Below are 23,199 nucleotides of genomic sequence, written 5' to 3'. Positions count from 1 at the left end.
GCGCCGCGCCCGGCCCCTGCGGGGTGTGCTGCTCGTCCGGCGGATCATGGCGACTCGACGAACCGCCCGGAGAGCGCGTAGCGCAGCAGCACGACGTCACCGATCGGCCGCGCCTCCGCGAGCCGGGCCCTCCGGTCGCTGGTCCAGGGGAAGTCCGCGGGCCCGACGAACCGCGGAGCGGCGGGGTCGCCGACGAAGAACGGTGCGATCGCGACCTGCAGCTCGTCGACGAGCTCGGCGGCGAGGAACTCGGTGAGGGTCGTGCCGCCGCCCTCCACCATGAGCCGCTGGACACCGCGGGCGCCGAGGTCGCCGAGGAGGTCGACCATCCGGACGTCGTCGTCGAGCGCGACGACGGTCGCCAGGTCGCCGAGCCGCCGACGGAGGCCGTCCGCCGCACGGCGCGGGCTGTAGACGAGCTTCGTGGTGTCGCCCAGGGTGAAGAACCGAGCCGAGGGGTCCAGGTCGCCCGACACGGTGACGGTCGCCTTCCACGGTGTGCGCGACCTCCCTGCAGCCTCCCGCCGATCCTGCCGCTCGCTGCTGCGGACCAGGAGGCGCGGATCGTCGCGCCGCACGGTCCGCGCGCCGACCAGGATGACGTCGTTCTGGGCGCGCACTTCGTCCACCCGATCGAAGTCCGCGTCGTTCGACAGCGCGAGCTTGGGCGGCCGCGCGGTGTCCAGGTAGCCGTCGAGCGAGACGCAGCAGCTGAGGGTGACGTACGGCAGGTCGTTCATGACCGCAGTCTCCTCCGCACGATGGCAGACGACACTGCGGCGATCGCTCCGGGCAGGATGCCGACGAAGGCGAGGATGCCGTACAGCGTGGCCGCCGACACCCCCGTCGCCGCTCCGAGCCCGGCGACCGCGAACGCCCAGCCGGCCGCGCCCTCGCGCGGCCCCCAGCCGCCGACGTTGAACGGGAGGGAGGCGGCGAGCAGGACGACCATCGCGAGAGCGAGCAGGCGATCGGGCGGGACGGACGCTCCGACGGCGGTCGCCGCGATCGCGAAGATGGCGAGGTGGCAGCCGAAGACGACGATGGAGGCGACGACGGCCTGCGCGCCGACGCGCAGCGAGCCGAGCCCGGCGCGGAGCTCGCCGGCCTCCCTGCGCAGGAGGCTGCGGACCCGCCGGCTGCCGATCGTCACGGCGACGCCGCCGACCGCGACCGCGGTGAGCGCGATGCCGACGGTGGGGAGCAGCACGCCCTCGTACTCGTCGCCGACCACGGCCAGCACGGCGAGGGAGAGCACGACCTGCACGCTCTGACCCAGGATGCGCTCGATCGCGACGGCGCGGGCCGCCGCGCCGACTCCCGCGCCCCCGGCCTGCGCGGACGCACGGCCGTGATCGACCGCCCGCTGCACGTCCCCGATCACTCCGCCCGGGAGCACCGTGTTGACCAGCTGGGATCGGTAGTACATTCCGACGGCGGTCCGCCAGCGCAGGGAGGCGCCGAGCCGGCGGGCGATCAGCGTCCAGCGCCACGCCGCGGCCGCGGTCGCGACGGCGAAGAGCGCGAGCGATGCGGCGACGGCGGAGGCGTCGAGACTGAGGAGGCCGTGGAGGAACGGCCCGGCGCCGACCCGCGCGACGATCGCGACGAGCACCGCCGCGCCGACGAGCGTCCGGACGACGACACGCGCCCGGTGGGAGGCGACCAGCCGCCGGAGGCGGACCGCCGCCGGCAGGGTCGTGCTCTCGGCGCTGCGCGGCTTCACGGCCGCGCCTGCTCTCCGGGCCGCGCCTGCTCTTCGGGCCGCGCCTGCCGTCCCGGCCGCGCCCGCCGTCCCGGCCTCCGCCGCGTGCAGGGTCATCGCGGCCACGCCAGCAGATCGAGGTGGTACACCGTCGCCACGAGCTCCCCGCGCGACCGCTGCGCCCACCGCAGCTCCCGGTACTCTGCGGCCTCGCGGAGCAGCCCGGGCTCCTGCTCGACCGCTGCGCCGGTCCAGCCGTCGAACCACTCCTCGAGGAGGAGCGGCTCCCGCCGATCGAGCCGCCAGGTCGTGAGCGCCGTGCGGACGCGCCAGCCGGCCATCCCGAACAGCCCGCCGACCAGGGTGGCGCCGTAGCGGCCGAGGAGCCGGCGGCCGGCGACCTCCCGGCGCTGGTGCGCGTTGAACGCGCGCGCGAATCGGACGTCGCGCGGGTCCCACGGCGTGAGCGCGACGTCGCCCGTGACGCTGAGGGACAGGAGCACGGGCGCGCCCGCCACCAGGCACGCATCGACGATGGCGTGCGCCTCGGCCGCCGTCAGCACATCCAGCAGTGCGGAGGCGGTCACGAGCGACGCCCCGCTCAGCGCGGACGTGTCGAGCCGGTCGAGCTCGCCGATGCGCGAGCGGAGCTCGACCGGCCGCCCCGACCGGTCGTTCGGGCGCGGCCCCTCCGACGCGCGCGCCGTGAGGCTCGCGTTCCAGTCGTGCAGCACCCAGGTCTGCGGCCCGGGGAGGCGCGGTGCGAGCCAGCGCATCATGGATCCTGTGCCGCTGCCGAGGTCGTGCACCGTGACGGGACCGGCGCCGAGCAGTCCGGGCACGGCGTCCGCGAGCGCGGCCGACCGCGCGCGGGCGTCCTCCGCCTCGCGCAACGCGAGCCAGTCGACGCTGACCTCCAGGAGTTCGCTCATGAGGGCACGGCCTCCGTTCGGCCAGGGTCGGTCCGCCCGACGTCCGCGAGCGCCGCGTCGAGGGCTGCAGCGACGATCGACGTCGTCGTACTCCACGACCGCCCGGCCGCACGCGCCTGGAACGCGGCGGTCGCCCTGGCGCTCCGCAGCGCGGGGTCGGTCCACCACTGCTGCAGCACGACGTGCAGCGCCCAGACATCGTCGGGCGGCACGAGCACCGCGGCTCCCGGCACCGCGATCGCCTCGGGGAGACCTCCGACCGCCGTCGCGAGCACGGGGACGCCGTGCGCGAGCGCCTCCGCGACCGCCATGCCGTAACTCTCGGTGCGGGAGGGCAGCACCATCAGGTCGGCGTCGGCGTACGCGGCCTCCAGCGCTCGACCCGTGAGCACACCGGTGAACCGCACTCTGCCGGCCAGTCCGACGGCGTCGATCTCCGCGCGGAGCGCCTCCACGAAGTCGGGGTCGACGCGCAGCGAGCCGACGACGTTGCACGTCCAGTCGTCGCGGTCGGCGAAGCCGATCAGCGTGCGCACGAGAAGGTCCTGGCCCTTGTGCGGCGCGACCGTCGCGACGCACAGCAGGCGGCCTCCCGAGGCGGATGGCCGGGTCGCGGGCGCCGGGTCGGTTCCGGGATGGGCGACGACGATGCGGTGCGGGTCGGCGGCGTCCTGCTCCAGCAGTTCGGATCGCGTCCAGTCGCTGGTGGCGATGATGCGTCGCGCGGCGCGCAGGGCCGCGGTCTGGTCGTCGGTCGGCGCGTCGGCGACCAGGTGCACGAGGACGACGAGGCGCAGGCGTGCGCCGTGCACCGTCAGCGCCGCCGGTTCGCGCGTGGCGAGCAGCCCGTCGACGAGCACCAGCGCGTTCTCGGGCAGCTGCGCGAGCGCCCCGGCGGTCGGGCCGGCGCCGCGGTCGGTGACGAGCACCATCCGCACCGCCCAGCCGTCGGCGCGGAGGCCGTCGCGCACGCGCTGGTCGTAGCGGTTCCCGCCGCTGACGCGGTCGGGGTCGTCGATCGCGTCGGGGACGACGAAGAAGACCGCCCGGCCGCCGTTCACAGCGGCCTCGAATAGCCGGCCCACGCGATGTGCGACTCGTGCAGGGTGACCGACACGGAGGTCAGCCCGGTGGGGCGGCCGAGCTCCCCGGCCGCCGCGCGCGCCGCCAGCCGGTCGGCGATCACCCGGCAGAGCACCTCCGTCGTCGTGTTCGTCCCCGCGAACTCCGGCTCGTCGTCGAGGTTGCGGTACGTCAGCGCACCGGTGATCTCCGCGAGCGCGGCGGTCGCCCGGCCGATGTCGACGACCAGCCCGTCCGCGTCGAGTTCGTCGGCGCCGAAAGTCGCGTCCACGACGAACGTCGCACCGTGGAGGCGCTGGGCGGGGCCGAAGACCTCCCCGGTGAAGCTGTGCGCCACCATCAGGTGGTCGCGCACGGTGACCGTGTACGGCATCAGGCATCCCTCCAGTCGATCGTGTGGCAGATCGTGTCGCCCGGGTCGGCGGACAGCTGCGCGAGCATGTCGGGCAGCGTCCGCCACGACGACTCCCCGGTGAGCAGGTCGTCGAACGCCGGATCCCGCAGCAGGTCGAGCGCGAGCGCGAGCCGGTCCGTCGTGCTGCGGCGATCACGCCGGGCCGGCGGCACGACTCCCACCTGGCTCGAGCGGATGGTGAGCCGGCGCGAGTGGAAGTCCTCGCCCAGCGGCAGGCTCACGCCGCGGTCGCCGTACCAGCTCGCCTCGATGATCACTCCCTCGGTCACGACCGTCTGGAGCGCGAGCCGCAGCCCGGCCTCCGAACCGCTCGTGTTGATGACGAGGTCGCGGTCGTGCGGCGCGGACTCCGGTGCGCTGACGTGCACGCCGAGCGCGTCGGCGATCCGTCGTCGCGACGGCTCGACGTCGACCAGCGTCACATCGGTGCCAGGGAGGCCGCGGGCGAGCCGGGCGACGCAGCAGCCGACCATCCCGGCGCCCACGACCGTGATCCGGTCGCCGACGAGCGGCGCCGCGTCCCAGAGGATGTTCACCGCCGTCTCGACCACGCCCGCGAGCACCGCCCGACGAGGCGGCACCGCCTCCGGCACCGGCACGACGGCGGAGGCCGGCGCCACGAAGACCGACTGGTGCGGGAACAGCGTGAACACCGTTCGGCCGGTGAGCTCGGGAGGTCCCTGCTCGACGACGCCGACGTTCAGGTAGCCGTACTTCACCGGACCGGGGAACTCGCCCTCCTGGAACGGCGCGCGCATCAGCGCACGCTGGCCCTCGGGCACGCGGCCGGCGAAGACCGTCGACTCGGTGCCCCGGCTGACACCGGTGAACAGGGTGCGGACGAGCACCTCTCCGTGAGCGGGGGCGGCGAGGGGGAGGCGTCGCAGAGCGCCGACCCCGGGTTCCTCGACCCAGAATGCCATGGCTTCGAGCACGTCATCACCCCTTCCTGAACCATCCGTCCACGTGCAGCGTGTTAAGACAAGGCCGGTCGACACAAGGGTTGACAGCGCGGCCGCGTTCACAGACGAGACACGAGGCGCAGGTGAAAAGGGTTCAACTCGCGGCGATCGGCTGGGCCGGTGCGGGTGCGATGGTGGTGCTGCTCGCCGGGGTCCTGGGGGCGGCCTGGTGGACGATGCCGCTTCCGGCCTCCGGCTGGCTCGCCGTCGTCGCCTATCTGGCGGTCTCGAACGCGCTGCTGATCCGCGGCCTCCAGCGCCGCAGGTCGGAGCGGTTCGGGCCGGCGAACATGGTGACCTCGATGCGGTCCGCCCTGGTCGGGCTGATCACCGGGCTGGTCGTGGCGTCGTTCACGGACCCGATCCCGGTCGCGCTGCTGGTGGGCCTGGTGGTTCCCACGCTGGCACTCGACGCGGTGGACGGCTGGGTCGCGCGCCGCACCGGGTCGACGAGCGAGCTCGGCGCGCGCTTCGACATGGAGGTCGATGCGTTCCTCCTGCTGGTGCTGAGCGTGTACGTCGCGCCCGCCCTCGGGTTCTGGACGATCGCGATCGGGGCGCTGCGCTACGCGTTCGTCGTGACCGGGTGGATGCTGCCGTGGATGCGGGCGACGCTGCCGTACCGCTACTGGCGCAAGGTGGTGACCGCGTACGCGGGGATCGCGCTGGCGGTCGCCGCCAGCGGCCTCCTGCCCGGTCTCGACAGCCTGCTGGTCGCCCTGGCCCTCGCCCTCCTCCTCGAGTCCTTCGCCCGGGACACGCTCTGGCTCGCGCGCCGCAGGCACGCCGCGCCCGCCGCGCCCGCCGCGCTGCCCGAACCCGCCGAGGGGCACGCAAACGCCCTCAAAACCCAGGAATAGGGGCGTGTGCGTGCCCCTCGACGCTCGACGGCGGCCGGGCGACAATACGCACATGGACAATCTGGAGACGGCTGAAGAGGCCATCCGCGTCGCACGCGCGAAGCTCGCCGCAGCAGCGGGCGCGACAGCCGTCGCGGCCGACGCGTGGGTCGAGCCGGTGCGACTCGCGCTCGATGCGATCGAGAGCGCGGTCGCCGAGCTCAGCGAGCTGCGCGACCCGACGCACGAGAACACGGGGGAGACCGGACCGGATGCGTCCTTCATCGGCTAGCGCGACGTATATTCGGTAAGTCCCGCACCCGCCACTCCCGACCGAGAGGCCGCACCACCATGCCGAACCCCATCGGACGCGCGCTGCGCGACCGCCGCGCCGGTCACGACAAAGTCGTCTGGGAGCGTCCCGGCCTCCAGGCGCCCGAGTCGTTCACCCTGACGAGTCCCGCCTTCGACAGCGGCGCTCCCATCCCTGCCGAGTACAAGGGGCGGCTGTTCGGACAGGATCTGTCTCCGGCGCTCGCGTGGACGGCGCCGCCGGTCGCGACCGAGGAGCTGGTGCTGGTCGTGGAGGACCCCGACGCTCCGCGGAGGCAACCGGCGGTCCACACGATCGCGCGCGGCATCGACCCGGCGCTCGGTGGCCTCCCCGAGGCCGCGCTCAGCCGCCGTACCCCGCCGGTCGGCGTGACGTACGGCCGAGGCTCGCTCGGCTCGCGCGGCTGGCACGGCCCCATGCCCGTGCCGTCGCACGGGCCGCACTCGTATGTCTTCCAGCTCTTCGCCGTGGATCGCCGCCTCGACCTCCCCGCGTCGTTCGGCCTGGAGGACGTGGTCCGCGCGATGCGCGACCATGTCATCGCCCGGGCGCGCCTCGACGGCACGTACGAGAACCCCTGAGCCCCGGAGCCCCGGAGCCCCGGAGGACACGCAGAACGCCCTCATCCGCGCGGGATGAGGGCGTCTGCGTGCTCCTCGGCGTCAGGAGCTCAGCGTGCGGAGGTCACTGGTCGTCGTGGTTCGTCGACCCCGGGGCGATCCCGGGCACGTCGTCCGGGCCGTAGATCTTCGCGTCGCCCGGGTAGGGCGAGGTCCAGTGGTGCGTCTGGTACCAGGTCCATCGGTTCATGAGCAGCGGGTTGTCGTAGTCGGGGATGGCGGGGTGGCCGGCGGTTCCGGTGAAGTGCTGCTTCCCCGCCCACTTCTGCCACTTCGCCGCCGTCGCCTGCTCGGCCGCCGGGACCTCCGCTGCCTTCGCCGCGGCCGCGTTGATCGCCGTGGCGGCGGGCCCGGTCGCGCCCATCGTGTCGTAGCCGCACGCGGGTGCGGTGACGACGCCCTCCGTCAGCGGCACCTGGTTGGGCACCGCGGCGTAGGGGGTCAGGTCGGGCTTGTTCGTGAACGCATCGGTCATCGGCGTCGCCGCGGCGAGCTTCTGGTTCATCGGCTGGGCGCCGAGGATCTGCTCGATGGTGCGGACCAGGTTGATCTGCGAGTAGAACGTGCTCACGGTCTTGCCGTGGGCGGCGTACGGGCTGATCACCTGGATGGGCGCGCGGTGGCCGTCGACGTGGTCGGCGCCGTCCTGGGTGTCGTCCTCCGCCACGAAGATGGCCGAGTCCTTCCAGTACCGGGAGTGCGAGATCTCGTCCACGATCTTCCCGACCGCGAGGTCGTTGTCGGCGACCTGCGCCTCCGGGTCGGCCGTGCCTCCGGTGTGGTCGCTCGAGAGCCAGACCATGTTGAGGTTCGACGGACCGTTCTTCTCGAAGTCCTGCTTCCAGGTCTCGTACCGGTAGATGTCCGGCACCGCGAGGTCGAACGGCGCAGCGTTCGGGTCGGTGATCGCGTTCAGCGACGGGATGGCCGAGCTCGCGTGCAACTGGAGCGACGGGTCGAACAGGGTCGACGGGTTCCCGCCCGCCATCACGCCCTGCGCCGTGCAGTAGTACTGCTGCCAGGTCGCCCCGGCCGGCTTGCCCTCGCCGTACTCGAACTCGCCGAAGTTCTTCGCCGTCTTGCCCGCGGACTGCACCGACGTCCACAGGAAGCCGGAACGCTGGTGGCCGAGCACATCCTCCTCGGTGTCGTACGAGCGGGTGTACTCGCCGGCGCTGGTCTCGGTGTACGCCGGGTTGTCGCCCTGCATCAGCCAGTTGTGGCCTTCGGCCGAGTTCGTGCCGATGTCGTAGGTGTTGTCGTACAGCCCGAACTGGGTGGCGAGGGCGTGCTGGTTCGGCGTGACCTTGGCGCCGAACTGCGTCAGCGTCGGATCGCCGTTGCCCTGCTTCATGTCGCCGTACAACTGGTCGTAGCTGCGGTTCTCCTTGACCAGGAGGAACACGTGCTTGATCGGAGACGGCTCGCCGATCCGCTTCGGGATGGCGTTGGCCTGCTGGTCCTGACCCTGACCGTCCTGGTTCTCGCCCTGGTCTCCCTGGCTCTGGAGCGGGCTCCTGGTCCAGCCGTTCTGGGCGAAGACGGTCGCGGTGTACTTCTGGATCTTCTTGTCGTCCGGCAGCGTGAACTTCGTGAGCGAGGCCGTCGTGGAGTGGGTGCCGTGCCCGGTCGCCGGGGTGGTGCCCTGGCCCTTGGTGAAGGTCAGCAGCGGGCCGCGTGCGTCGATACCCCGCGTGTTGGTGACGACGATGCTGCCCTTCACCGCGGTGACGTTCTCCGGGAAGTAGTCGGTCGGAAGGAGTCCGATGAAGCTCGCCGGGTCGCGCGGGTCCTTGCGGTCGATCTTGTAGACCGCGATGGCGTTGGCGCGGCCGAGCGAGACGAGCAGGTGGTCGCCCTGCTGGGTGATCGCGGTCGGCTCGTAGCCGGTCGTCGAGGAGGCCCACGGCTGGGTCGCGAACGTCTGCACGACACGGTCGGTGCGGGTGTCGACGACCGAGACGGTGTCGCTGTTGGTGTTGGCCACGTACAGCGTCGTGCCGTCGAGGTGCATCGCGGTGGGGTGCAGCTGCACCGGGATCGTCCCGACGGCGCTCGCCTGGTTCGCGGTGTCGATGACGCTGACGGTGCCCGTCGTGCTGGTGCCGAGGTTCGTGTCGGCCGGGACCGCGGTGCCGTAGGAGCCCATCGTGGTGTCGCCGGCGACCGCCTGGCGGCCTCCCTCGTTCGACACGAAGAGGTGCGAGCCGACGAAGGTCAGCTGGCGCGGCGCGATGCCGACCGCGAAGGTCTGCGTGATCGTGCCGGCGACCGGGTCGATCGCGACGACGGTGTTCTGGCCGTTGACCGCGGCGTACAGCGTGGAGCCGTCGGCCGAGAACGTCATCCCGGCGGTCAGCGCCTGCTGGCCTGCTGCGGAGTTCGGGATGGCGATCTTCGTGCCGGCGCCGAGCGAGCCGTCCGGGTTGAACGGGTAGCGGACGATCCCTGTCGCGACCGGCTCGAACAGGAACTTGCCGTCGGGGGAGAAGACGGGGCCCTCCTGCCCGACGGTGCCGTCGCTGATCTTGAGGTACTTCATGGCGCCGTAACCCGCATTGGAGGCCGCGGTCGCGAACGACGCGGCCGCGAGCGTGCCGGCTGCGGCGACGGGCTGGTACGAGTCGAGGTCGAAGACCTGCAGGTCGACCGAGCGATCGGTGCTCGTGCCGACGAGGTAGCGGCCGTCGGGGCTCACGGTGGACCCCATCAGCTTTCCGAACGGCGTCATCAGGCGGGTGCCGACGGGCTGGATCACCTGGTTGTCGGAGACCTGCTCGCCGTTCGGGTAGTTCTGGCCGACCTGCTGGTCGCCGAAGCCGATCGTCGAGGCGGCGGCGATCCCGCCGCCGAGGAGGGCGAGCGCGCAGGCGGTCGCGGTGACCGCTAGGACGCGCTGTCGTGTGGTGAGTGTGGAGCGTCGGGGGATGTTGCCGTTCATCTGCCGAGACCTTTCCCGAGGTGATGTGGTGAGAAGGCAGACCGGTGGCACGATGCGAGGGTGTGTCGACCGGTTGAGCGACCTCAGAGGGAGGTCACAGGGTCGAGACTGGTGTGGCCCCCGTGAGGGGGTCAACCAAACGGTTCATGAATCGACGGTTACGGTCGCGGCGACGGCACGGCGTGTCGGCGGGCGGCATCCCTGGTGGGAGGCGGGAACCGAAGGTGAACGCCCGCCGAGCGCCGGCCGACGGGTCTGTACGGACTCTCAGGGTGGTGCGGGAGTAGGCTCGCCCCGTCCCACCCGCGCACCACCCCGACGCTGGAGGTCCGATGGCCGTCTTCCGCACTGTGCTCGAGTCCACCGGCGGCAACAACGTCGGCATCGTGGTGCCCGAGGAGGTCGTGCTCGCCTTCGATCGCGGCAAGCGCGTCCCCGTCGTCGTAACCATTGATGGCGGTTACAGCTACGCGACGACGATCGGCGTGATGGGAGGTCGCTACCTGGTCTCGTTCAACGCCGACACCCGCAAGAAGACCGGCCGCGGCGCGGGCGACGAGATCGAGGTGGAGCTGGTCGTCGACCCCGACCGCTGAGCCCCGCCCGCGAGGGGCGACAACATGTCACCTCTCGGTGCGAGGGGCGACAACATGTCACCTCTCGACTAGATTCGTGCCGTGATGAGGCAGCAGCGCACGCCGCGACGCGGTGCGTCGGCGTGGGCGCCTCTCGTCGGCGAGGTGCTGGGCTCGCGCATCGCGGCCGCGTCCGTCCTGGCGCGAGCTCTCGTGGTCGTGACCGCGGTCATGGCCGCGTCAGCGGTCGGGATCGCGATCCTCGGCGTCCCGCTGGACATGACGTCCGGGTTCGGCTGGGTGCTGCTGCTGCTCGCCCTCGCCGTCGCGTACGCCAGCCCGCTCGCCCTCCTGCGAGGTTCCCGCATCCGGGAGCAGCTCCGGACCCGCCTCACGGATGCCGGCCTCCGCTTCGAGACAACGCCGCCGGTCGCGACCGTCGCCGGCTTCGAGCGCTGGCTGGAGCGCAACCACCTCGACCGCGACGACGTGCGATCGGCCCTCACCCACCCCGAGATGTGAGTATTCGCGGGAATCCGACCTCGGATTCCCGCGAATACTCACGTCTCGGCGGCTGTCAGGCGGCGGTGAGGGCGGCCTCGGCCTGGGCGGCGGCCTCGGGGGAGGGGGCGTTCAGCGCGCGGCGGGAGCGGGCGAAGAGCAGGGCGCCCGCGGCGAAGCACAGCGCCTCGGTGACGGTCATCGACCAGATCACGCCGGCCATCCCGAACACCGCGTTGCCCAGCAGCACGATCGGGATGAACAGCACGCCCTGCGCGACCGACATGATGGTGGCGTTCCGCATCTGCTCGGTGGCCTGGAAGACCGCGATGATCAGCCCGGTGAACCCGTTGAACAGGGTCGAGACGAGCATGGCCGTCAGGATGAGCGTGCCGTCGGCGATGACCGACGGGTCGGCGCTGAACAGTGCGAACACCTGGTCGCGGAACAGGAACACGATGGTCGAGAAGACCGCGGTGATCCCCGCGATGGCGATCGCGCATCCGGTGATCGCCTTCGTCAGCCTGGCGTGGTCCCGTGCTCCGAACGCGTAGGCCAGCAGTGGGATCGCACCCATGAAGACGCCCATGCAGATCATCTCGGGCAGCTGCGAGATCCGCAGGGCCACACCCATCGCGGCCAGCAGGGACGCGCCGTAGCCGATCGCGATCCAGTTCATGACCAGCGTGGTGACGATCAGGAACGACGACATCAGCAGCTCGGAGACGCCGACGCCGAACACCGAGGTCAGCATCTCCCGATCGGCGCGGAAGTGCCGCGGTGCCAGCGAGATCGTCTCGCTGCGCGCCGTCAGCCACCAGACGTAGTAGCCGACGGTGACCAGGTTGGACAGCCCGAGCGCGATGCCCGCGCCGAGCACGCCCCAGCCGAGTACCAGGATGAACAGCACGTCGAACAGGAGGTTCGCGATGGTGGACGCGATCAGCCCGGTCATGGAGGCCACGGCCGCGCCCTCCGCCCTGACCAGCTGCTCCAGCGCGAACGCGGCGACGTACACCGGTGTGAAGGCGAACATCGCGCCGATGTAGAGCGCGGTCGGGGCGACGGACGCGCCCGAGGCGCCGACGGCGATGGCCAGGGGAGTGGCGAAGATCAGTCCGACGACGCCGATCACCGCGCCGGCGATGAGGGCGCCCCACAGAGTGAACGACGAGACCTGCTTGATGCGCGCCGCGGACGCGGCGGTGTCGGCGCCCTCCTGATCCTGCGAGCCGAGCAGGCGGGACACGTACGTGCCGCCGCCGACGCCGAAGACGCCGCCGATCGCCATCAGGAGGGCGAACACCGGCAGGGAGAAGGTGAGCGCTGCGAGCAGCGGGGTGGAGTGCAGCGAGCCGACGAAGCCGGCGTTGATGATGTTGTAGACGCTGCCGACTGAGAAGCCGGCGATCATGGGCACACACAGGTGGACCAGCGAGCGCCAGATCGGCGCGGACGAGAGATAGTGGCGGTTCGAGGACATGACGGGGCCTCCGTTCCGTGAACGGCTTTCGATGAGAGAAGAAGTGAGGGTGCGGAGTGCGCCGGTGGCAGCCGACTAGCGGCGGCCGGAGGGTGGCGCTGTGCGGGACGGTCCGCCTCCGGAAGGAGCTGTGGCGGACGGATCGGCGTCGACCACGCGTTCGAGCAGCGCGATCAGCTGATCCTGCTCGTTCTCGTCGAGGGCGTCGAACAGCTTGCGCTGCTCGGCCGCCATCGACTCGTCGAAGCCGGCGACGACCCGCGCTCCTTCCGCGGTGACGCGGACGATCTTGATGCGGGCGTCGTTCGGTGACGAGGTGCGTGTGACGTAGCCGCGCTCCTCCAGCCCCTGCAGGAGGCTGGTGACACTGGCGGCGGTGGTGCCGGACATCTCGGCCAGTTCGCGGGCGATCACGTCGCGATCCTGGTTCTGCTCGAGGTAGCCGAGCGTGAACGCCTGCTGCCGGGTGAGCCCGCTGTCGCGCACCCACTCCTCGGCCGCCGCGCGCCCGGCGAAGGCGACGCTGCGGACGAGCTCGGTCAACCGGTCGATCCTCGATGTCATAGTTAGAACTCTAATAGTTAGAACTCAAACTGTCAACCGGATCGCCGAGCGGTCAGAAGGTCTCGACGTACTCTTCGGGAGGGCCGAGCTCCGGCCGGTCGCGGAACGCGAGGTGCGTGCCCGAGTGCAGCAGCTCCAGCACCGTGACGGTGTTCACGCCGACCTCGAGCACGGGAGCAGGCACATACAGCGTCGACTGCGGCCCCACCTCCCAGTAGCGGCCGAGCAGGAATCCGTTCACCCACACGAACCCCTTGCCGAAGCCGGGCAGAGCGAGGAAGGCATCCGCCGGCTCGCCGTCGCCGAGTACGAAGCCCGCCGTCGAGAAGCCCGCCGCCGCATCGTCGGCCGCGCCGGCAGCGCCCGTCGCGCCGCCCGACGCCAGCGCTCCCAGCTCCGCCGCCGACCACTCGTCGAGCGGCAGCGGCGTCGTCGTCCAGCCGTGCACGAGCCGGCGCCCGAGCTGCACCCCGCCCAGGATCCCCTTGCCCTGTCCGAGCAGCGGCCCGTAGTTGATGCGGCCCTGGTTCTCCACAAGGATCCGGAGGTCGACCCGCGTCCCCGTTCCCCGCACGGGCAGCGAGCCGTCGCCGTCGAGCACGCCGATCGGCTCCCCGTCGACGAAGACCTGCGCCCGGTCGTGCAGCCCTCGAACGCTGAGCTCGAGCTCGCCCAGCGGCACGCGGGGCGTCGCGGCGTAGAGCACGAGACCTGAGGCGATGCCCAGCTCTTCGAAGCTCGGAGGCGTCGGGCGCGCACCGCGCGGCGCGATCGAGCCGAGCGCCGGGAGCAGCCCGGAGCCCCGGACGACCGGGATGCTGCGCGCCGGGAGGATCACCGGGTCGGCGGGAACGGGGAGCTCCCGACCTCCCGCCGCCACGAATCGCGACCGGAACGCGTGGAACTTGGCGGTGACGGCCCCGTGCTCGGCGATCGGCGCGTCGGAGTCGTAGCTCGTGATCGTCGGCTGCAACCTCCCGTCGTGGTTGGCGCCGGCCCACAGCCCGAAGTTCGTTCCCCCGTGCGCCATGTAGAGGCTGACCGACCCTCCGGCGTCGAGGATGTCGCCCAGCGTCGCGTCGGCGCTCGGCACCGAGCGCACGTGGTGCCGCTCGCCCCAGTGATCGAACCAGCCGTTCCAGAACTCCGCGCACAGGAGCGGCTCGTCCGCGCGGCGGGAGCGCAGCAGCCGGAACGCGTCTGCCGCGCGGGAGCCGAACGTCGCGGTCGCGAGCGTGCCGGGGAGGGAGCCGCCGTCGAGCATCAGATCGGTGGGACCGTCCGCCGTGTAGAGCAGCTCGGACGCACCGCGGTCGACCAGCGCCTCGCGCAGCCAGGCCAGGTACGAAGCGTCGTCGCCATAACTGCCGTACTCGTTCTCGACCTGGAAGGCGACGATCGGTCCGCCGTTGGACGCCTGGAGGGCGGCCAGCCGCGGCATGAGGTCGTCGAACCAGGCTGCGACGGCGGCGAGATAGGTCGGGTCGGAGGTGCGGGCACGCGTTCCCACGATCGCCGTGAGCCAGGCGGGCAGGCCTCCGTTGTCCCACTCGGCGCAGATGTACGGACCCGGACGCACGATGACGTCGAGTCCGAGCTCGCCCGCGATCGTGACGAAGGCCTCGAGATCCCGCCAGCCCTCGAAGGAGGCCGCACGGTCCGGGCGGCCCTGGTGGAAGTTCCAAGCGACATAGGTGTCGACCGTGTTGAGCCCGAGGGCCGCGAGCCGCTCCAGCCGGTCGCGCCACTGCGCGGGATGCACCCGGAAGTAGTGCAGCGAGCCCGACAGCACCTGGTGCGGCACGCCGTCGCGGAACAGTCGCCCGTCGTCGAACGTCAGCAGAGCGGAGGTCGCCGTCAGCGTCACTTCACGGCTCCCGCGGTCATCCCGGCGCGCCAGAACCGCTGCAGGGCGAGGAACGCGATGACCAGAGGCACGATCGAGACGAGCGAGCCGATCACCACCAGCGGCGGGGGGACTGCGACATGGCTGGCGTTCCAGCCGACGAGTCCCACGGTCACCGGCTGCAGGCGGTCGTCGCCCAGCACCATCGCGGGGAGGAGGTAGTTGTTCCAGATCTCGACGAACTGGAAGAGGAAGATCGTCACGAGGGCCGGCAGCATCATCCGGGTCGAGATCGCGCGGAAGATGCGGAACTCGCCCGCGCCGTCGAGCCTGCCGGCCTCGATCACCTCGTCCGGCACCGACTGGGCGGCGAAGACCCGGGCCAGGTACACGCCGAACGGGCTGACGACGCTCGGCAGCAGCACGGCGAGCGGGTTGTCGATCAGGTGGACTCCCGAGAACATCAGATAGAGCGGCAGGGTGAACAGGATCTTCGGCACCAGCACGGCCGCGAGGATCAGCCCGAACAGCGCGCCGCGTCCCGGGAAGTCGTACTTGGCCAGCGCATAGCCGCCCATCGCCGACAGCAGGGTGCCGATCGCGGCGCCGAGTCCGCAGTAGATCAGGCTGTTGAGCATCCACTGCCAGAAGATGCCGTTGTTCTGGGCGGTGAGCCTGGCGAGGTTGTCGAACAGCCCGAAGCCGTCGAACCACAGGCCGTTGCCCGAGAACTGCTCGCCGAACGGCTTGGTCGCCGACACCAGCAGCCACCAGAGCGGGAAGAGGAAGTAGACGGTCGAGACGGCGAGCAGCACCGTCACGATGGTTCGGCTGAGCGGTGTCGTGTCGCGCCGCGGGCTGAGGAGGGTCACGCCGCGTCCCCTTTGCTGGTGAGTCGGAAGAAGACGAACGAGATCACGCCGACGAGCACCGCGAGGATGACCGACTGGGCGGCGGCGTAGGGGTAGTTGCCCGCGCCGACGGCGGCCTGGGCCGACATGATGGGGGTGAAGGTCGACGGGATGGAGCCGCCAGAGATGGGTTGGAGCACCGTCGGTTCGTTGTAGAGCTGCGCCGAGCCGATGATCGAGAAGACGGCGGTGAGCACGATCGCGCTGCGCACCATCGGGATCTTGACGCTCCAGGCGGTGCGGAAGGCGGACGCGCCGTCGAGTCTGGCGGCCTCCAGCACCTCGGCCGGGATGGACTGCAGGGCCGCGTAGATGATGATCATGTTGTACCCGGTCCAGCTCCAGGTGACGATGTTCGCCACCGACCAGAGCACCGTGCCGTCGTCGAAGAACGGCAGTTGGATGCCGATCGGCTCCAGGAGGTGGTTGATCGGGCTCGAGGTGGTCGAGTACATGAACGACCAGACGAGCGCAGCGCTCACGCCGGGGATCGCGTAGGGGAGGAAGCTCGACAGCCGGAAGAAGCCCTTGCCTCGCGCCGACTTCGAGTCGATGAGCAGCGCGAGCGCCAGGGCGAGGCCGAGCATGACCGGAACCTGCACCACACCGAACAGGAGGACCCGGCCGAGCGACGCGACGAAGTCGGAGTCGCTGAAGGCGTGCAGGTAGTTCGCGATCGGATCGAAGACCTGTTCCGGTGCGGTGAGGCCGAGACCCGACCGCTTCACCGTGAACAGGCTGCTCACGAACGCGTAGACGATCGGGGCGATGTTCATCGCCGCGAACAGCACGACGAACGGCCCGAGGAAGAGCAGCGGCGCCCGCCACCCGATCCAGCGGCGCGGCTTTCGCTGCGCGCGCGGGCCGGCGGGTCTCGCCGCTGAGGTCGCCGGGGGTTCGGCGACGGCCAGGTCGGTCACGGGTTCCTTCTCTCCTGCGGGCGTTCGTGGTGCGTTGTGCGGCGGGATGCGGCGGTCCACTCGGGGTCGACCGCCGCATCCCGGTCCGGGAGGTCGCTACTGGCTGACCTTCAGACCCTGCTTCTTCAGTTCGGCGATCGTCTTGTCTTGCGCCGTCTTCAGCGCGTCGGCGATCGTCCCCTGACCAGACCAGGCCTTGCCCAGCCCGTCGTCGAGGTCGGCTGCGGTCTTCGTCATGACCGGTCCCCAGGTCCAGTCGGGGTTGACCTTCGGCGCCGCCTTCGCGAACACATCGAAGATCTTCTGGCCGCCGAAGTACGCGTCGCCCTCGGTGAGCGCCGGGAGGTCGGCGAGCCCGGTCGCAGCAGGGTAGAGTCCGGCCTTCTTCACCAGCATGTCGAAGGTGGTCTTGTCGGTGCTCAGCCAGTGCGCGAACTCCCACGCGGCCTTGGGGTCGGAGCAGCCCTTGAGCACGGCGGTCGCCGAGCCTCCGGCGTTGCCGACCTGGTCGTCGCCGGCGGACCACTGGGGCATCGGTTCGACGGCCCACTTGCCGGAGCCGTCGGCCGCGCCGCCCTTGATGACGCCCGCCTGCCAGACCGCGCCGACCACAGTGGCGATGCTCCCGTTGCCGAGACCCGTGTACCAGGCCTGGTCGTACATCGGGGCGCTGCTGATCAGGCCCTCGGAGACGAGTCCCTGCCAGTAGTCCGCGATCTTCAGGTTGGCGTCGGAGGCCAGGCTGACCTTCCAGGCGTCGCCGTCGACACCGAACCACGCGGCCCCGGTCTGCCAGGCGAGGCCGGCGTAGTCGTAGTCGAGGTAGGGGGAGGAGATGAATTTGGTCGGGTCGGACGCGTGGATCTTCTCGGCGTCGGCCTTGTACTCCGCCCAGGTGGTCGGCGCGCTCAGCCCGAGCGAGTCGAACAGCTGCTTGTTGTAGAACAGCCCCATGGGGCCGGTGTCGACGGGTGCTCCGTAGACGGCGTCGCCGATGGTGACCGATTTCCAGGCGGCGGGCTGGAAGTCCTTCTCGTCGGCCTTCGCGGTGGACGCGACGTCTTCGAGTGCTCCCTGGGCGGCGAAGCTCGGGAGGGTCTCGTAGCCGACCTGCGCGAGGCACGGCGCGTTGCCGGCGGTGACCGCGTTGAGCATCTTCTGGTAGCCGCCCTTGGAGCCCGGCTGCACTTCCTGGTAGGTGACCTTCACGTCCTTGTGCGAGGTGTTGAACGCCTTCACCGCGTCGGCGTATCCGGGGGCCCAGCCCCAGAACGTCACGGCGGCGGGCTCGGACGAGGTGCCGGACCCTCCGGAACAGCCGGTCAAGCCCATGATGCCGAGGGCGACCGCCCCCGCCGCGCCCGCCAGGCGGATTGCTGCTGACTTCTTCACTGCCTCTCCTTTGATCGCAGACACCCTCATTGGGTTCAGGAGGAGAGTCTCGCACAGAATGATACCGATAACAATTGCGATTCTCGTTCGAGAGAGCGAACACCGCGAATCCGCGTGTGTTCGGCGATGCGCGCGCTAGCATGGCTTCATGTCGAGCACCCAGGAACGAGACGCGTCGGCGAAGCCGCCCGGCATGGCCGACGTCGCACGGGTCGCCGGCGTCTCAGCGCAGACGGTCTCCCGTGCGCTCAGCGGCCATCCCAATGTGCAGGAGAAGACGCGCGCGAAGGTGCTCGCCGCCGTCGAGCAGCTCGGCTATCGCATGAACAACGCCGCACGGATGCTGTCGTCCGGTCACAGCAGGACGATCGGCATCGTGCTGCTGCAGACCGGCTTCTATTCGCGCACGGCCGTGACCCTCGGGGTCGAGGAGGCCGCCCGCGACGCCGGCTACGCGGTGAGCTCCGCCACCAGTCCGTCGCTGGAGCCCGCCGCGGTGGAGGAGGCGATGTCGCGGCTGGCCGACCAGGGCGTCGACGGCATCGTGCTCGCGCTGCCGCTCATCCAGGTGACCAAGCGCATCGAAGAGCTGACCACGGCGATCCCGACGATCACCATCGACGGCTCTCGCACCTCGACGACCGAGATCGTCGCCGTCGACCAGTCCCAGGCCGCGCGCCTGGCCACCCAGCACCTGCTCGACCTCGGCCACGAGACCGTGTGGCACGTCTCCGGACCGGCCGAGTGGCTGGATGCCGTGAGCCGCAGCGAGGGCTGGCGCAGCACTCTCGAGGCGGCGGGGGTCACTCCTCCTCCGGAGCTGAAGGGCGACTGGTCGCCGGCCTCGGGCTATCACAACGGGCTGATCCTGGCGCGCATCCCCGAGGTCACCGCGGTCTTCGTCTCGAGCGACGAGATGGCGTTCGGCGTCATCCGCGCGTTCCACGAGCTCGGGAGGCGCGTGCCGGAGGACATCTCGGTGGTCGGCGTCGACGACATCACCCTCGCGGAGTACTGCTCGCCGTCGCTGACGACCGTCGCGCAGCCCTTCGGCGACATGGGCCGCCTCGCCGTGGAGCACCTGCTGCGCTACATCGCCGACCCGCAGACGACGCTGGCGCCGGCCTCCGTCGAGCCGGTGCTCGTCGTGCGCGCGTCCACCGGGCCCGCGCCGGTGCGCTGACGGATGTTATCGATGACATGGCGGAACGCTCCCCGACGGTCCCGCCTCGCGCCCGGCGCTGCTGCGGCCGAGCGGCGACGCGCGGGATGATGAGCGCATGAGTGTTCGCCCTCCCGCTGTGGTTGTCCGCGGGCTCCGCAAGTCGTACGGCTCGTTCGAAGCCGTGCGCGGCGTCGATTTCGAGATCGCCGATGGCGAGACGTTCGCGCTGCTCGGGCCGAACGGCGCAGGCAAGAGCACGACGATCGAGATCCTCGAGGGGTACCGCGACCGCGACGGCGGCGACGTGAGCGTGCTCGGTGAAGATCCCGGCAAGGCCGGCACCGCGTGGAAGGCGCGGCTCGGCATCGTGCTCCAGTCCGGTTCGGAGGCCGCGAACGTGACGGTGCGCGAACAGCTCACCCAGTTCGCCCGCTACTACCCGAACAGCCGGGACGTCGAGGAGGTCATCGTCTCCGTCGGGCTGGAGGAGAAGGCGAAGACGCGCATCCGCAACCTCTCCGGCGGCCAGCGCCGCAGGCTGGACGTCGCGCTCGGCGTGATCGGCCGGCCGGAGCTGCTCTTCCTCGACGAGCCGACCACCGGCTTCGACCCGGAGGCGCGGCGCCAGTTCTGGGAGCTGGTGCGCTCCCTGAAGCGGGAGGGGACGACCATCCTCCTCACCACCCACTATCTCGACGAGGCGGCCCAGCTGAGCGACCGGGCGGCGGTCATCGCCCACGGCTCGCTGCTCGACATCGGCGCCGTCGACGAGATCGGCGGGTCGGCGGCGCGCGTCCCGATCGTCCGCTGGCGCGACGCGACCGGTGCGCCGCACGACGAGCGCACCGAGGCGCCGGGTGCGCTGGTCGCCCGGCTGACGGCCGAGCTCGGCGGCGAGCCACGTGACCTGGAGGTCATCCGGCCGAGCCTCGAGGACATCTATCTCGCGCTGGTCCGGGAGGCCGACGAACGGGCGGGCACCGGTGCCGGTGCAGAGGAGGTCGCGGCATGACCTCCGTCGCCCTGGGCTGGTCGCGCATCCGCTACGAGGTGCTCGTGTACTTCCGGCAGTCGGACACGATCTTCTTCACGTTCCTGTTCCCCGTCGTCATGCTCGGGATCTTCTCCGTCGCCTTCCAGGGGCTCGGCAAGGTCGGCGCCGCACCCGACGGCAGCGGAGGGATCTCCCAGGCCGCGTACTACCTGCCCGGGATGATCGCCGCGGGCATCCTGCTCAGCGGTGTGCAGAACCTCGCCGTCGACATCGCCGTGGAGAAGAGCGACGGGACGCTCAAGCGGCTGGGCGGGACGCCACTGCCGGTCGTGTCGTACTTCCTCGGCAAGATGGGGCAGGTCATCGCCACGAGCATCCTCCAGATCGGCCTGCTCCTGCTGATGGCCCGCGTGGCCTTCGGCGTCGCGCTGCCGACCGACCCGGCGCTCTGGCTGCGATTCGCCTGGATCTACGCGCTCGGGATCGTGACCTCCGCCGTGCTCGGCATCGCGCTGTCGGCGGTGCCGCGAACGGGCAAGAGCGCCACGGCGGTGATCATCCCGATCGTGCTGGTGCTGCAGTTCATCTCGGGCGTGTACCTGGCGTTCAACCTGCTGCCGACCTGGCTGCAGAACATCGCGAGCCTATTCCCGCTCAAGTGGATCGCGCAGGGCATGCGCAGCGTGTTCCTGCCTGCGGGCTTCGAGTCGGCGGAGCCGAGCGGCAGCTGGCAGCTCGGCTGGATCGCGGTGGTGCTGCTGATCTGGCTGGTGGCCGGTCTGATCGCCTGCCGCCTCACCTTCCGCTGGATCCGCAAAGACGGCCGCTGAGCGCTGACCTCCGGCGAGTGCGGCCGTGGCGGGGTAGGCGGAAAGCGCGGGTGGGCTACGCGCCCGCGGCGAGCATGCTCTCGGCGGCAGCGGTGACCGCCTCCTGCCACGGTCGCGGGGAGAAGCCGAGCAGTCGGCGCGCCTTCTCTGTCGAGACCTTCTTGCGGTAGCCGAGCTCGGCCGCCATCGGCCGCATGCCCGGGTCGGCCTCCGCCGCCGCGCGCACGGCGGCGTCCGGAAGCAGCGCGGTGGGCGGCGGAACCCGGTCGGCACGGTCGCCGAGCCTCTCGCGCAGCGCCGCGCCCACCTCGGCGAGCGGGACGGCGTCCTCCTGGGCGGAGAGCAGGAACCGCTCGCCGCCCGCACGGTCCGCGGTCAGCGCCGCGATGTGCGCGGCGGCGACATCGCGCACGTCGACGAACGGCACGGCGAAGTCGGGATAGGCCGGCAGCCCGCCGGTGAGGACGCGCCGCACGAGGTGGTTGGCCCCGGAGATCCCGCCTCCGATCAGCGGGCCGACGACCGCGACAGGCAGCATGGCGACGAGCTCGGTGCGGCCCTGCCCGGCCACGGCCTCCCAGGCCGCGCGCTCGGCCAGAACCTTGCTCCGGCCGTATGCGTCCATGCCAGGGCCGTCGAGCGGTGACCAGTCGTCCTCGGTGAACGCGCGGTCGAGGGGCGGATGCCCGAAGCCGACCGCGTGGAACGCCGACGTCAGCACCACCCGCGGAACACCGGCCTCGCGTGCCGCCCGCACCACCCGTACCGTGCCCTTCCGCGCCGGGACGATCACGTCGTCCTCGTCGTCGACCGCACCCGGTCGCACGGGGGAGGCGACGTGCAGCACGCCCTCCACTCCGCTGACGGCCTCCGTCCAGCCGGCGTCGCCCAGGAGGTCGGCGGCCACGAACGAGAGCGACTCCTCGTGGGTCATGCCGGCCGCTCGCAGACGCGAACGGGTGGCCTCCTCCCGATCGAGGGACCGGAGCGTGGCGCGCACCTCGTGCCCGCTGTCGAGGAGCTGCCGGATGATGTGCCCGGCGATGAAGCCGGAGCCGCCGGTGACGAGGACGATTCGACGGGAGCTGGGCTGACGGGGCATGGTCCGTCCTTTCGGGATGTGTCGGATGCCGTCCTTCGATCGTTACTCCACAGGCGCGCCTCAGCCAGCCCCTGTCCACACTGGTAGTGGGAGGGACAGCCAGGGCGGTCGCGCTCATGGGTACCGTTGGCGTCATGACCGACGATCAGAACCTGCTGGGGGAGTTCCTGCGCGCCCGGCGCGAGCTGGTCGCGCCGGAGACCCTCGGCATCCCGGTGCTCGGCACCCGGCGCGTCGCGGGGCTGCGGCGCGAGGAGGTCGCGATGCTGTCGGGCATCAGCGCCGAGTACTACCTGCGTCTGGAGCAGGGCCGCGACCGCAACCCGTCCGGCCAGGTGCTCCGGTCGATCGCGCGAGTGCTGCAGCTCGACGAGGAGGCGACGGACCACCTGCTCGGACTCGTGACAGCCGAGCGGTCGCCGCGGCGTCCGAGGCGCGCGCGAACGGAGACGGTGCCCGCGAGCATGGCGGCGCTGCTGCCGCAGCTGCCCTTCCCGGCGTTCGTCGAAGGTCGCTCGCTCGACGTGCTGGCGGCGAACACGCTCGCCACCGCCCTGTCGCCCCGGCTGGTGGCCGGTCGCAACCGCCTGCGCGACGTCTTCCTCGACGCGGAGGAGCAGGCGCTCTTCCCCGACTGGGAGGCCGCATCCGCGGTGCTGATCGCCGGTTTCCGCCGCTCCGTCGGCGCGGACGCCGACGATCCCCGGGTGGTCGAGCTGGTCGGCGAACTGTCGATCGCCAGCCCCCTCTTCCGCCGGCTGTGGAGCCGCCACGACGTGCGCGAGCGGCAGGGGGCCACTCTCACGTTCCAACATCCGCAGGTCGGCGCGCTGACCGTTCACCGCGAGAAGCTCCAGATCACCGGCACCGACGCCATCGTGCTGGTGCTCTACCACGCGGCGACGGCGGAGGATGCGGAGCGGATCGGGCTGCTGGCGACGCTGTCGGCCACCGAACCGGCCGGGTGGGCGGCGACCGGCACGACGCCGGAGACCGGCCTGCCGCACAGCGCGAGCGCTCGCTGACCGCTGCGCCTCGCGTGCCGCGCCGCATCGGCCGTCAGACACGGCGTCGGCGTATGCTGA

General features: G+C 71.2%; 23 protein-coding genes. 9 read left to right on the top strand and 14 right to left on the bottom strand.

Features of this window, described 5'->3' with window-relative positions:
* Positions 1–44: 44 nt before the first annotated feature.
* From KNO15_RS14845 to KNO15_RS14820, 6 genes are read right to left on the bottom strand one after another with little or no spacing between them, the layout of a single operon-like run.
* Positions 45–740 carry a RibD family protein gene (locus KNO15_RS14845; protein WP_241704545.1) on the bottom strand — a complete coding sequence of 232 codons (696 nt, stop codon included), beginning with the start codon at positions 738–740 and terminating at the stop codon, positions 45–47.
* The gene (locus tag KNO15_RS14840; RefSeq protein WP_241704544.1) at positions 737–1,822 is read right to left on the bottom strand and encodes a lysylphosphatidylglycerol synthase transmembrane domain-containing protein; all 1,086 of its coding nucleotides are present in this window, start codon (positions 1,820–1,822) and stop codon (positions 737–739) included. Before KNO15_RS14840 ends, KNO15_RS14845 begins: the two co-directional genes overlap by 4 nt.
* Entirely contained in the window at positions 1,819–2,637 is an 819-nt protein-coding gene (locus KNO15_RS14835; protein WP_241704543.1) for an SAM-dependent methyltransferase, read from the bottom strand. Before KNO15_RS14835 ends, KNO15_RS14840 begins: the two co-directional genes overlap by 4 nt.
* On the bottom strand, positions 2,634–3,698 hold the full coding sequence (locus tag KNO15_RS14830; RefSeq protein ID WP_241704542.1) for a glycosyltransferase family 4 protein: 1,065 nt from the start codon (positions 3,696–3,698) through the stop codon (positions 2,634–2,636). The genes KNO15_RS14835 and KNO15_RS14830 overlap by 4 nt, the downstream gene beginning before the upstream one ends.
* Entirely contained in the window at positions 3,695–4,093 is a 399-nt protein-coding gene (locus KNO15_RS14825) for a 6-pyruvoyl trahydropterin synthase family protein (protein ID WP_241704541.1), read from the bottom strand. Before KNO15_RS14825 ends, KNO15_RS14830 begins: the two co-directional genes overlap by 4 nt.
* On the bottom strand, positions 4,093–5,070 hold the full coding sequence (locus tag KNO15_RS14820; RefSeq protein ID WP_241704540.1) for a zinc-dependent alcohol dehydrogenase: 978 nt from the start codon (positions 5,068–5,070) through the stop codon (positions 4,093–4,095). The genes KNO15_RS14825 and KNO15_RS14820 overlap by 1 nt, the downstream gene beginning before the upstream one ends.
* A 110-nt stretch (positions 5,071–5,180) precedes the next feature.
* Here KNO15_RS14820 and KNO15_RS14815 point away from each other — a divergent pair, with 110 nt between their 5' ends.
* Genes KNO15_RS14815 through KNO15_RS14805 form a run of 3 tightly spaced genes read left to right on the top strand, consistent with a single transcriptional unit; the run spans position 5,181 to position 6,851 of the window.
* On the top strand, positions 5,181–5,957 hold the full coding sequence (locus KNO15_RS14815; protein WP_241704539.1) for a CDP-alcohol phosphatidyltransferase family protein: 777 nt from the start codon (positions 5,181–5,183) through the stop codon (positions 5,955–5,957).
* A 52-nt stretch (positions 5,958–6,009) separates the two neighbouring features.
* Positions 6,010–6,228, top strand: coding sequence for a hypothetical protein (locus KNO15_RS14810; RefSeq protein WP_241704538.1), 219 nt, complete (start codon positions 6,010–6,012; stop codon positions 6,226–6,228).
* Between the two features lie 59 nt (positions 6,229–6,287).
* Positions 6,288–6,851 carry a YbhB/YbcL family Raf kinase inhibitor-like protein gene (locus KNO15_RS14805; protein WP_241704537.1) on the top strand — a complete coding sequence of 188 codons (564 nt, stop codon included), beginning with the start codon at positions 6,288–6,290 and terminating at the stop codon, positions 6,849–6,851.
* A gap of 103 nt (positions 6,852–6,954) precedes the next feature.
* Here KNO15_RS14805 and KNO15_RS14800 read toward each other — a convergent pair whose 3' ends face one another.
* Positions 6,955–9,831 (bottom strand): alkaline phosphatase family protein, encoded by a 2,877-nt coding sequence (locus KNO15_RS14800; RefSeq protein ID WP_241704536.1) that lies wholly within the window; start codon positions 9,829–9,831, stop codon positions 6,955–6,957.
* A gap of 332 nt (positions 9,832–10,163) precedes the next feature.
* Here KNO15_RS14800 and KNO15_RS14795 point away from each other — a divergent pair, with 332 nt between their 5' ends.
* A complete protein-coding gene (locus KNO15_RS14795) occupies positions 10,164–10,427 on the top strand; it encodes a DUF1905 domain-containing protein (protein ID WP_241704535.1) in 264 nt (87 codons plus the stop codon).
* An 81-nt stretch (positions 10,428–10,508) separates the two neighbouring features.
* Positions 10,509–10,928, top strand: a complete 420-nt coding sequence (locus KNO15_RS14790; protein WP_241704534.1) for a hypothetical protein — start codon at positions 10,509–10,511, stop codon at positions 10,926–10,928.
* Positions 10,929–10,983: 55 nt separating this feature from the next.
* Here the strand turns inward: KNO15_RS14790 and KNO15_RS14785 are convergent, their stop codons facing one another.
* From KNO15_RS14785 to KNO15_RS14760, 6 genes are all read right to left on the bottom strand, one after another.
* The gene (locus KNO15_RS14785; protein ID WP_241704533.1) at positions 10,984–12,390 is read right to left on the bottom strand and encodes an MATE family efflux transporter; all 1,407 of its coding nucleotides are present in this window, start codon (positions 12,388–12,390) and stop codon (positions 10,984–10,986) included.
* 75 nt (positions 12,391–12,465) lie between these two features.
* Positions 12,466–12,954 (bottom strand): MarR family winged helix-turn-helix transcriptional regulator, encoded by a 489-nt coding sequence (locus KNO15_RS14780; RefSeq protein ID WP_241704532.1) that lies wholly within the window; start codon positions 12,952–12,954, stop codon positions 12,466–12,468.
* 52 nt (positions 12,955–13,006) lie between these two features.
* Complete coding sequence (locus KNO15_RS14775) at positions 13,007–14,821, bottom strand: glycoside hydrolase family 35 protein (protein WP_241704531.1); 1,815 nt, start codon at positions 14,819–14,821, stop codon at positions 13,007–13,009.
* On the bottom strand, positions 14,818–15,672 hold the full coding sequence (locus KNO15_RS14770) for a carbohydrate ABC transporter permease (protein ID WP_241704530.1): 855 nt from the start codon (positions 15,670–15,672) through the stop codon (positions 14,818–14,820). Before KNO15_RS14770 ends, KNO15_RS14775 begins: the two co-directional genes overlap by 4 nt.
* Entirely contained in the window at positions 15,669–16,631 is a 963-nt protein-coding gene (locus tag KNO15_RS14765; RefSeq protein ID WP_241704529.1) for a carbohydrate ABC transporter permease, read from the bottom strand. The genes KNO15_RS14770 and KNO15_RS14765 overlap by 4 nt, the downstream gene beginning before the upstream one ends.
* A gap of 96 nt (positions 16,632–16,727) precedes the next feature.
* Positions 16,728–18,023: an extracellular solute-binding protein gene (locus tag KNO15_RS14760; RefSeq protein WP_241704528.1), complete on the bottom strand. Its 1,296-nt coding sequence runs from the start codon at positions 18,021–18,023 to the stop codon at positions 16,728–16,730.
* 148 nt (positions 18,024–18,171) lie between these two features.
* Between KNO15_RS14760 and KNO15_RS14755 the strand changes: the two genes are divergently transcribed.
* The 3 genes from KNO15_RS14755 (at position 18,172) to KNO15_RS14745 (ending at position 21,012) form a co-directional block, all read left to right on the top strand.
* On the top strand, positions 18,172–19,206 hold the full coding sequence (locus KNO15_RS14755; protein WP_241704527.1) for a LacI family DNA-binding transcriptional regulator: 1,035 nt from the start codon (positions 18,172–18,174) through the stop codon (positions 19,204–19,206).
* Positions 19,207–19,303: 97 nt separating this feature from the next.
* The gene (locus KNO15_RS14750) at positions 19,304–20,200 is read left to right on the top strand and encodes an ABC transporter ATP-binding protein (RefSeq protein ID WP_241704526.1); all 897 of its coding nucleotides are present in this window, start codon (positions 19,304–19,306) and stop codon (positions 20,198–20,200) included.
* The gene (locus KNO15_RS14745; RefSeq protein WP_241704525.1) at positions 20,197–21,012 is read left to right on the top strand and encodes an ABC transporter permease; all 816 of its coding nucleotides are present in this window, start codon (positions 20,197–20,199) and stop codon (positions 21,010–21,012) included. The genes KNO15_RS14750 and KNO15_RS14745 overlap by 4 nt, the downstream gene beginning before the upstream one ends.
* Positions 21,013–21,067: 55 nt before the next feature.
* On the opposite strand, the gene KNO15_RS14740 is transcribed toward KNO15_RS14745, so the two are convergent.
* On the bottom strand, positions 21,068–22,114 hold the full coding sequence (locus KNO15_RS14740) for an NAD-dependent epimerase/dehydratase family protein (RefSeq protein ID WP_241704524.1): 1,047 nt from the start codon (positions 22,112–22,114) through the stop codon (positions 21,068–21,070).
* Between the two features lie 134 nt (positions 22,115–22,248).
* On the opposite strand from KNO15_RS14740, the gene KNO15_RS14735 reads away from it, so the two are divergent.
* Entirely contained in the window at positions 22,249–23,139 is an 891-nt protein-coding gene (locus tag KNO15_RS14735; protein WP_241704523.1) for a helix-turn-helix domain-containing protein, read from the top strand.
* Positions 23,140–23,199: the final 60 nt, after the last annotated feature.

The sequence above is a fragment of the Leifsonia shinshuensis genome (genome assembly GCF_022606355.1).
Lineage (GTDB): Bacteria > Actinomycetota > Actinomycetes > Actinomycetales > Microbacteriaceae > Leifsonia > Leifsonia shinshuensis_B.
Note: the sequence above shows the minus strand (reverse complement) of the source record. Positions and strands in the feature narration are given on the sequence as shown.

Coding starts and splice junctions, on each gene's coding strand:
- KNO15_RS14745 (WP_241704525.1), top strand. CDS start 20,197: ATGACCTCCGTCGCCCTGGGCTGGTCGCGCATCCGCTACGAGGTGCTC.
- KNO15_RS14845 (WP_241704545.1), bottom strand. CDS start 740: ATGAACGACCTGCCGTACGTCACCCTCAGCTGCTGCGTCTCGCTCGAC.
- KNO15_RS14740 (WP_241704524.1), bottom strand. CDS start 22,114: ATGCCCCGTCAGCCCAGCTCCCGTCGAATCGTCCTCGTCACCGGCGGC.
- KNO15_RS14755 (WP_241704527.1), top strand. CDS start 18,172: ATGTCGAGCACCCAGGAACGAGACGCGTCGGCGAAGCCGCCCGGCATG.
- KNO15_RS14810 (WP_241704538.1), top strand. CDS start 6,010: ATGGACAATCTGGAGACGGCTGAAGAGGCCATCCGCGTCGCACGCGCG.
- KNO15_RS14800 (WP_241704536.1), bottom strand. CDS start 9,831: ATGAACGGCAACATCCCCCGACGCTCCACACTCACCACACGACAGCGC.
- KNO15_RS14750 (WP_241704526.1), top strand. CDS start 19,304: ATGAGTGTTCGCCCTCCCGCTGTGGTTGTCCGCGGGCTCCGCAAGTCG.
- KNO15_RS14805 (WP_241704537.1), top strand. CDS start 6,288: ATGCCGAACCCCATCGGACGCGCGCTGCGCGACCGCCGCGCCGGTCAC.
- KNO15_RS14840 (WP_241704544.1), bottom strand. CDS start 1,822: ATGACCCTGCACGCGGCGGAGGCCGGGACGGCGGGCGCGGCCGGGACG.
- KNO15_RS14795 (WP_241704535.1), top strand. CDS start 10,164: ATGGCCGTCTTCCGCACTGTGCTCGAGTCCACCGGCGGCAACAACGTC.
- KNO15_RS14785 (WP_241704533.1), bottom strand. CDS start 12,390: ATGTCCTCGAACCGCCACTATCTCTCGTCCGCGCCGATCTGGCGCTCG.
- KNO15_RS14835 (WP_241704543.1), bottom strand. CDS start 2,637: ATGAGCGAACTCCTGGAGGTCAGCGTCGACTGGCTCGCGTTGCGCGAG.
- KNO15_RS14825 (WP_241704541.1), bottom strand. CDS start 4,093: ATGCCGTACACGGTCACCGTGCGCGACCACCTGATGGTGGCGCACAGC.
- KNO15_RS14780 (WP_241704532.1), bottom strand. CDS start 12,954: ATGACATCGAGGATCGACCGGTTGACCGAGCTCGTCCGCAGCGTCGCC.
- KNO15_RS14735 (WP_241704523.1), top strand. CDS start 22,249: ATGACCGACGATCAGAACCTGCTGGGGGAGTTCCTGCGCGCCCGGCGC.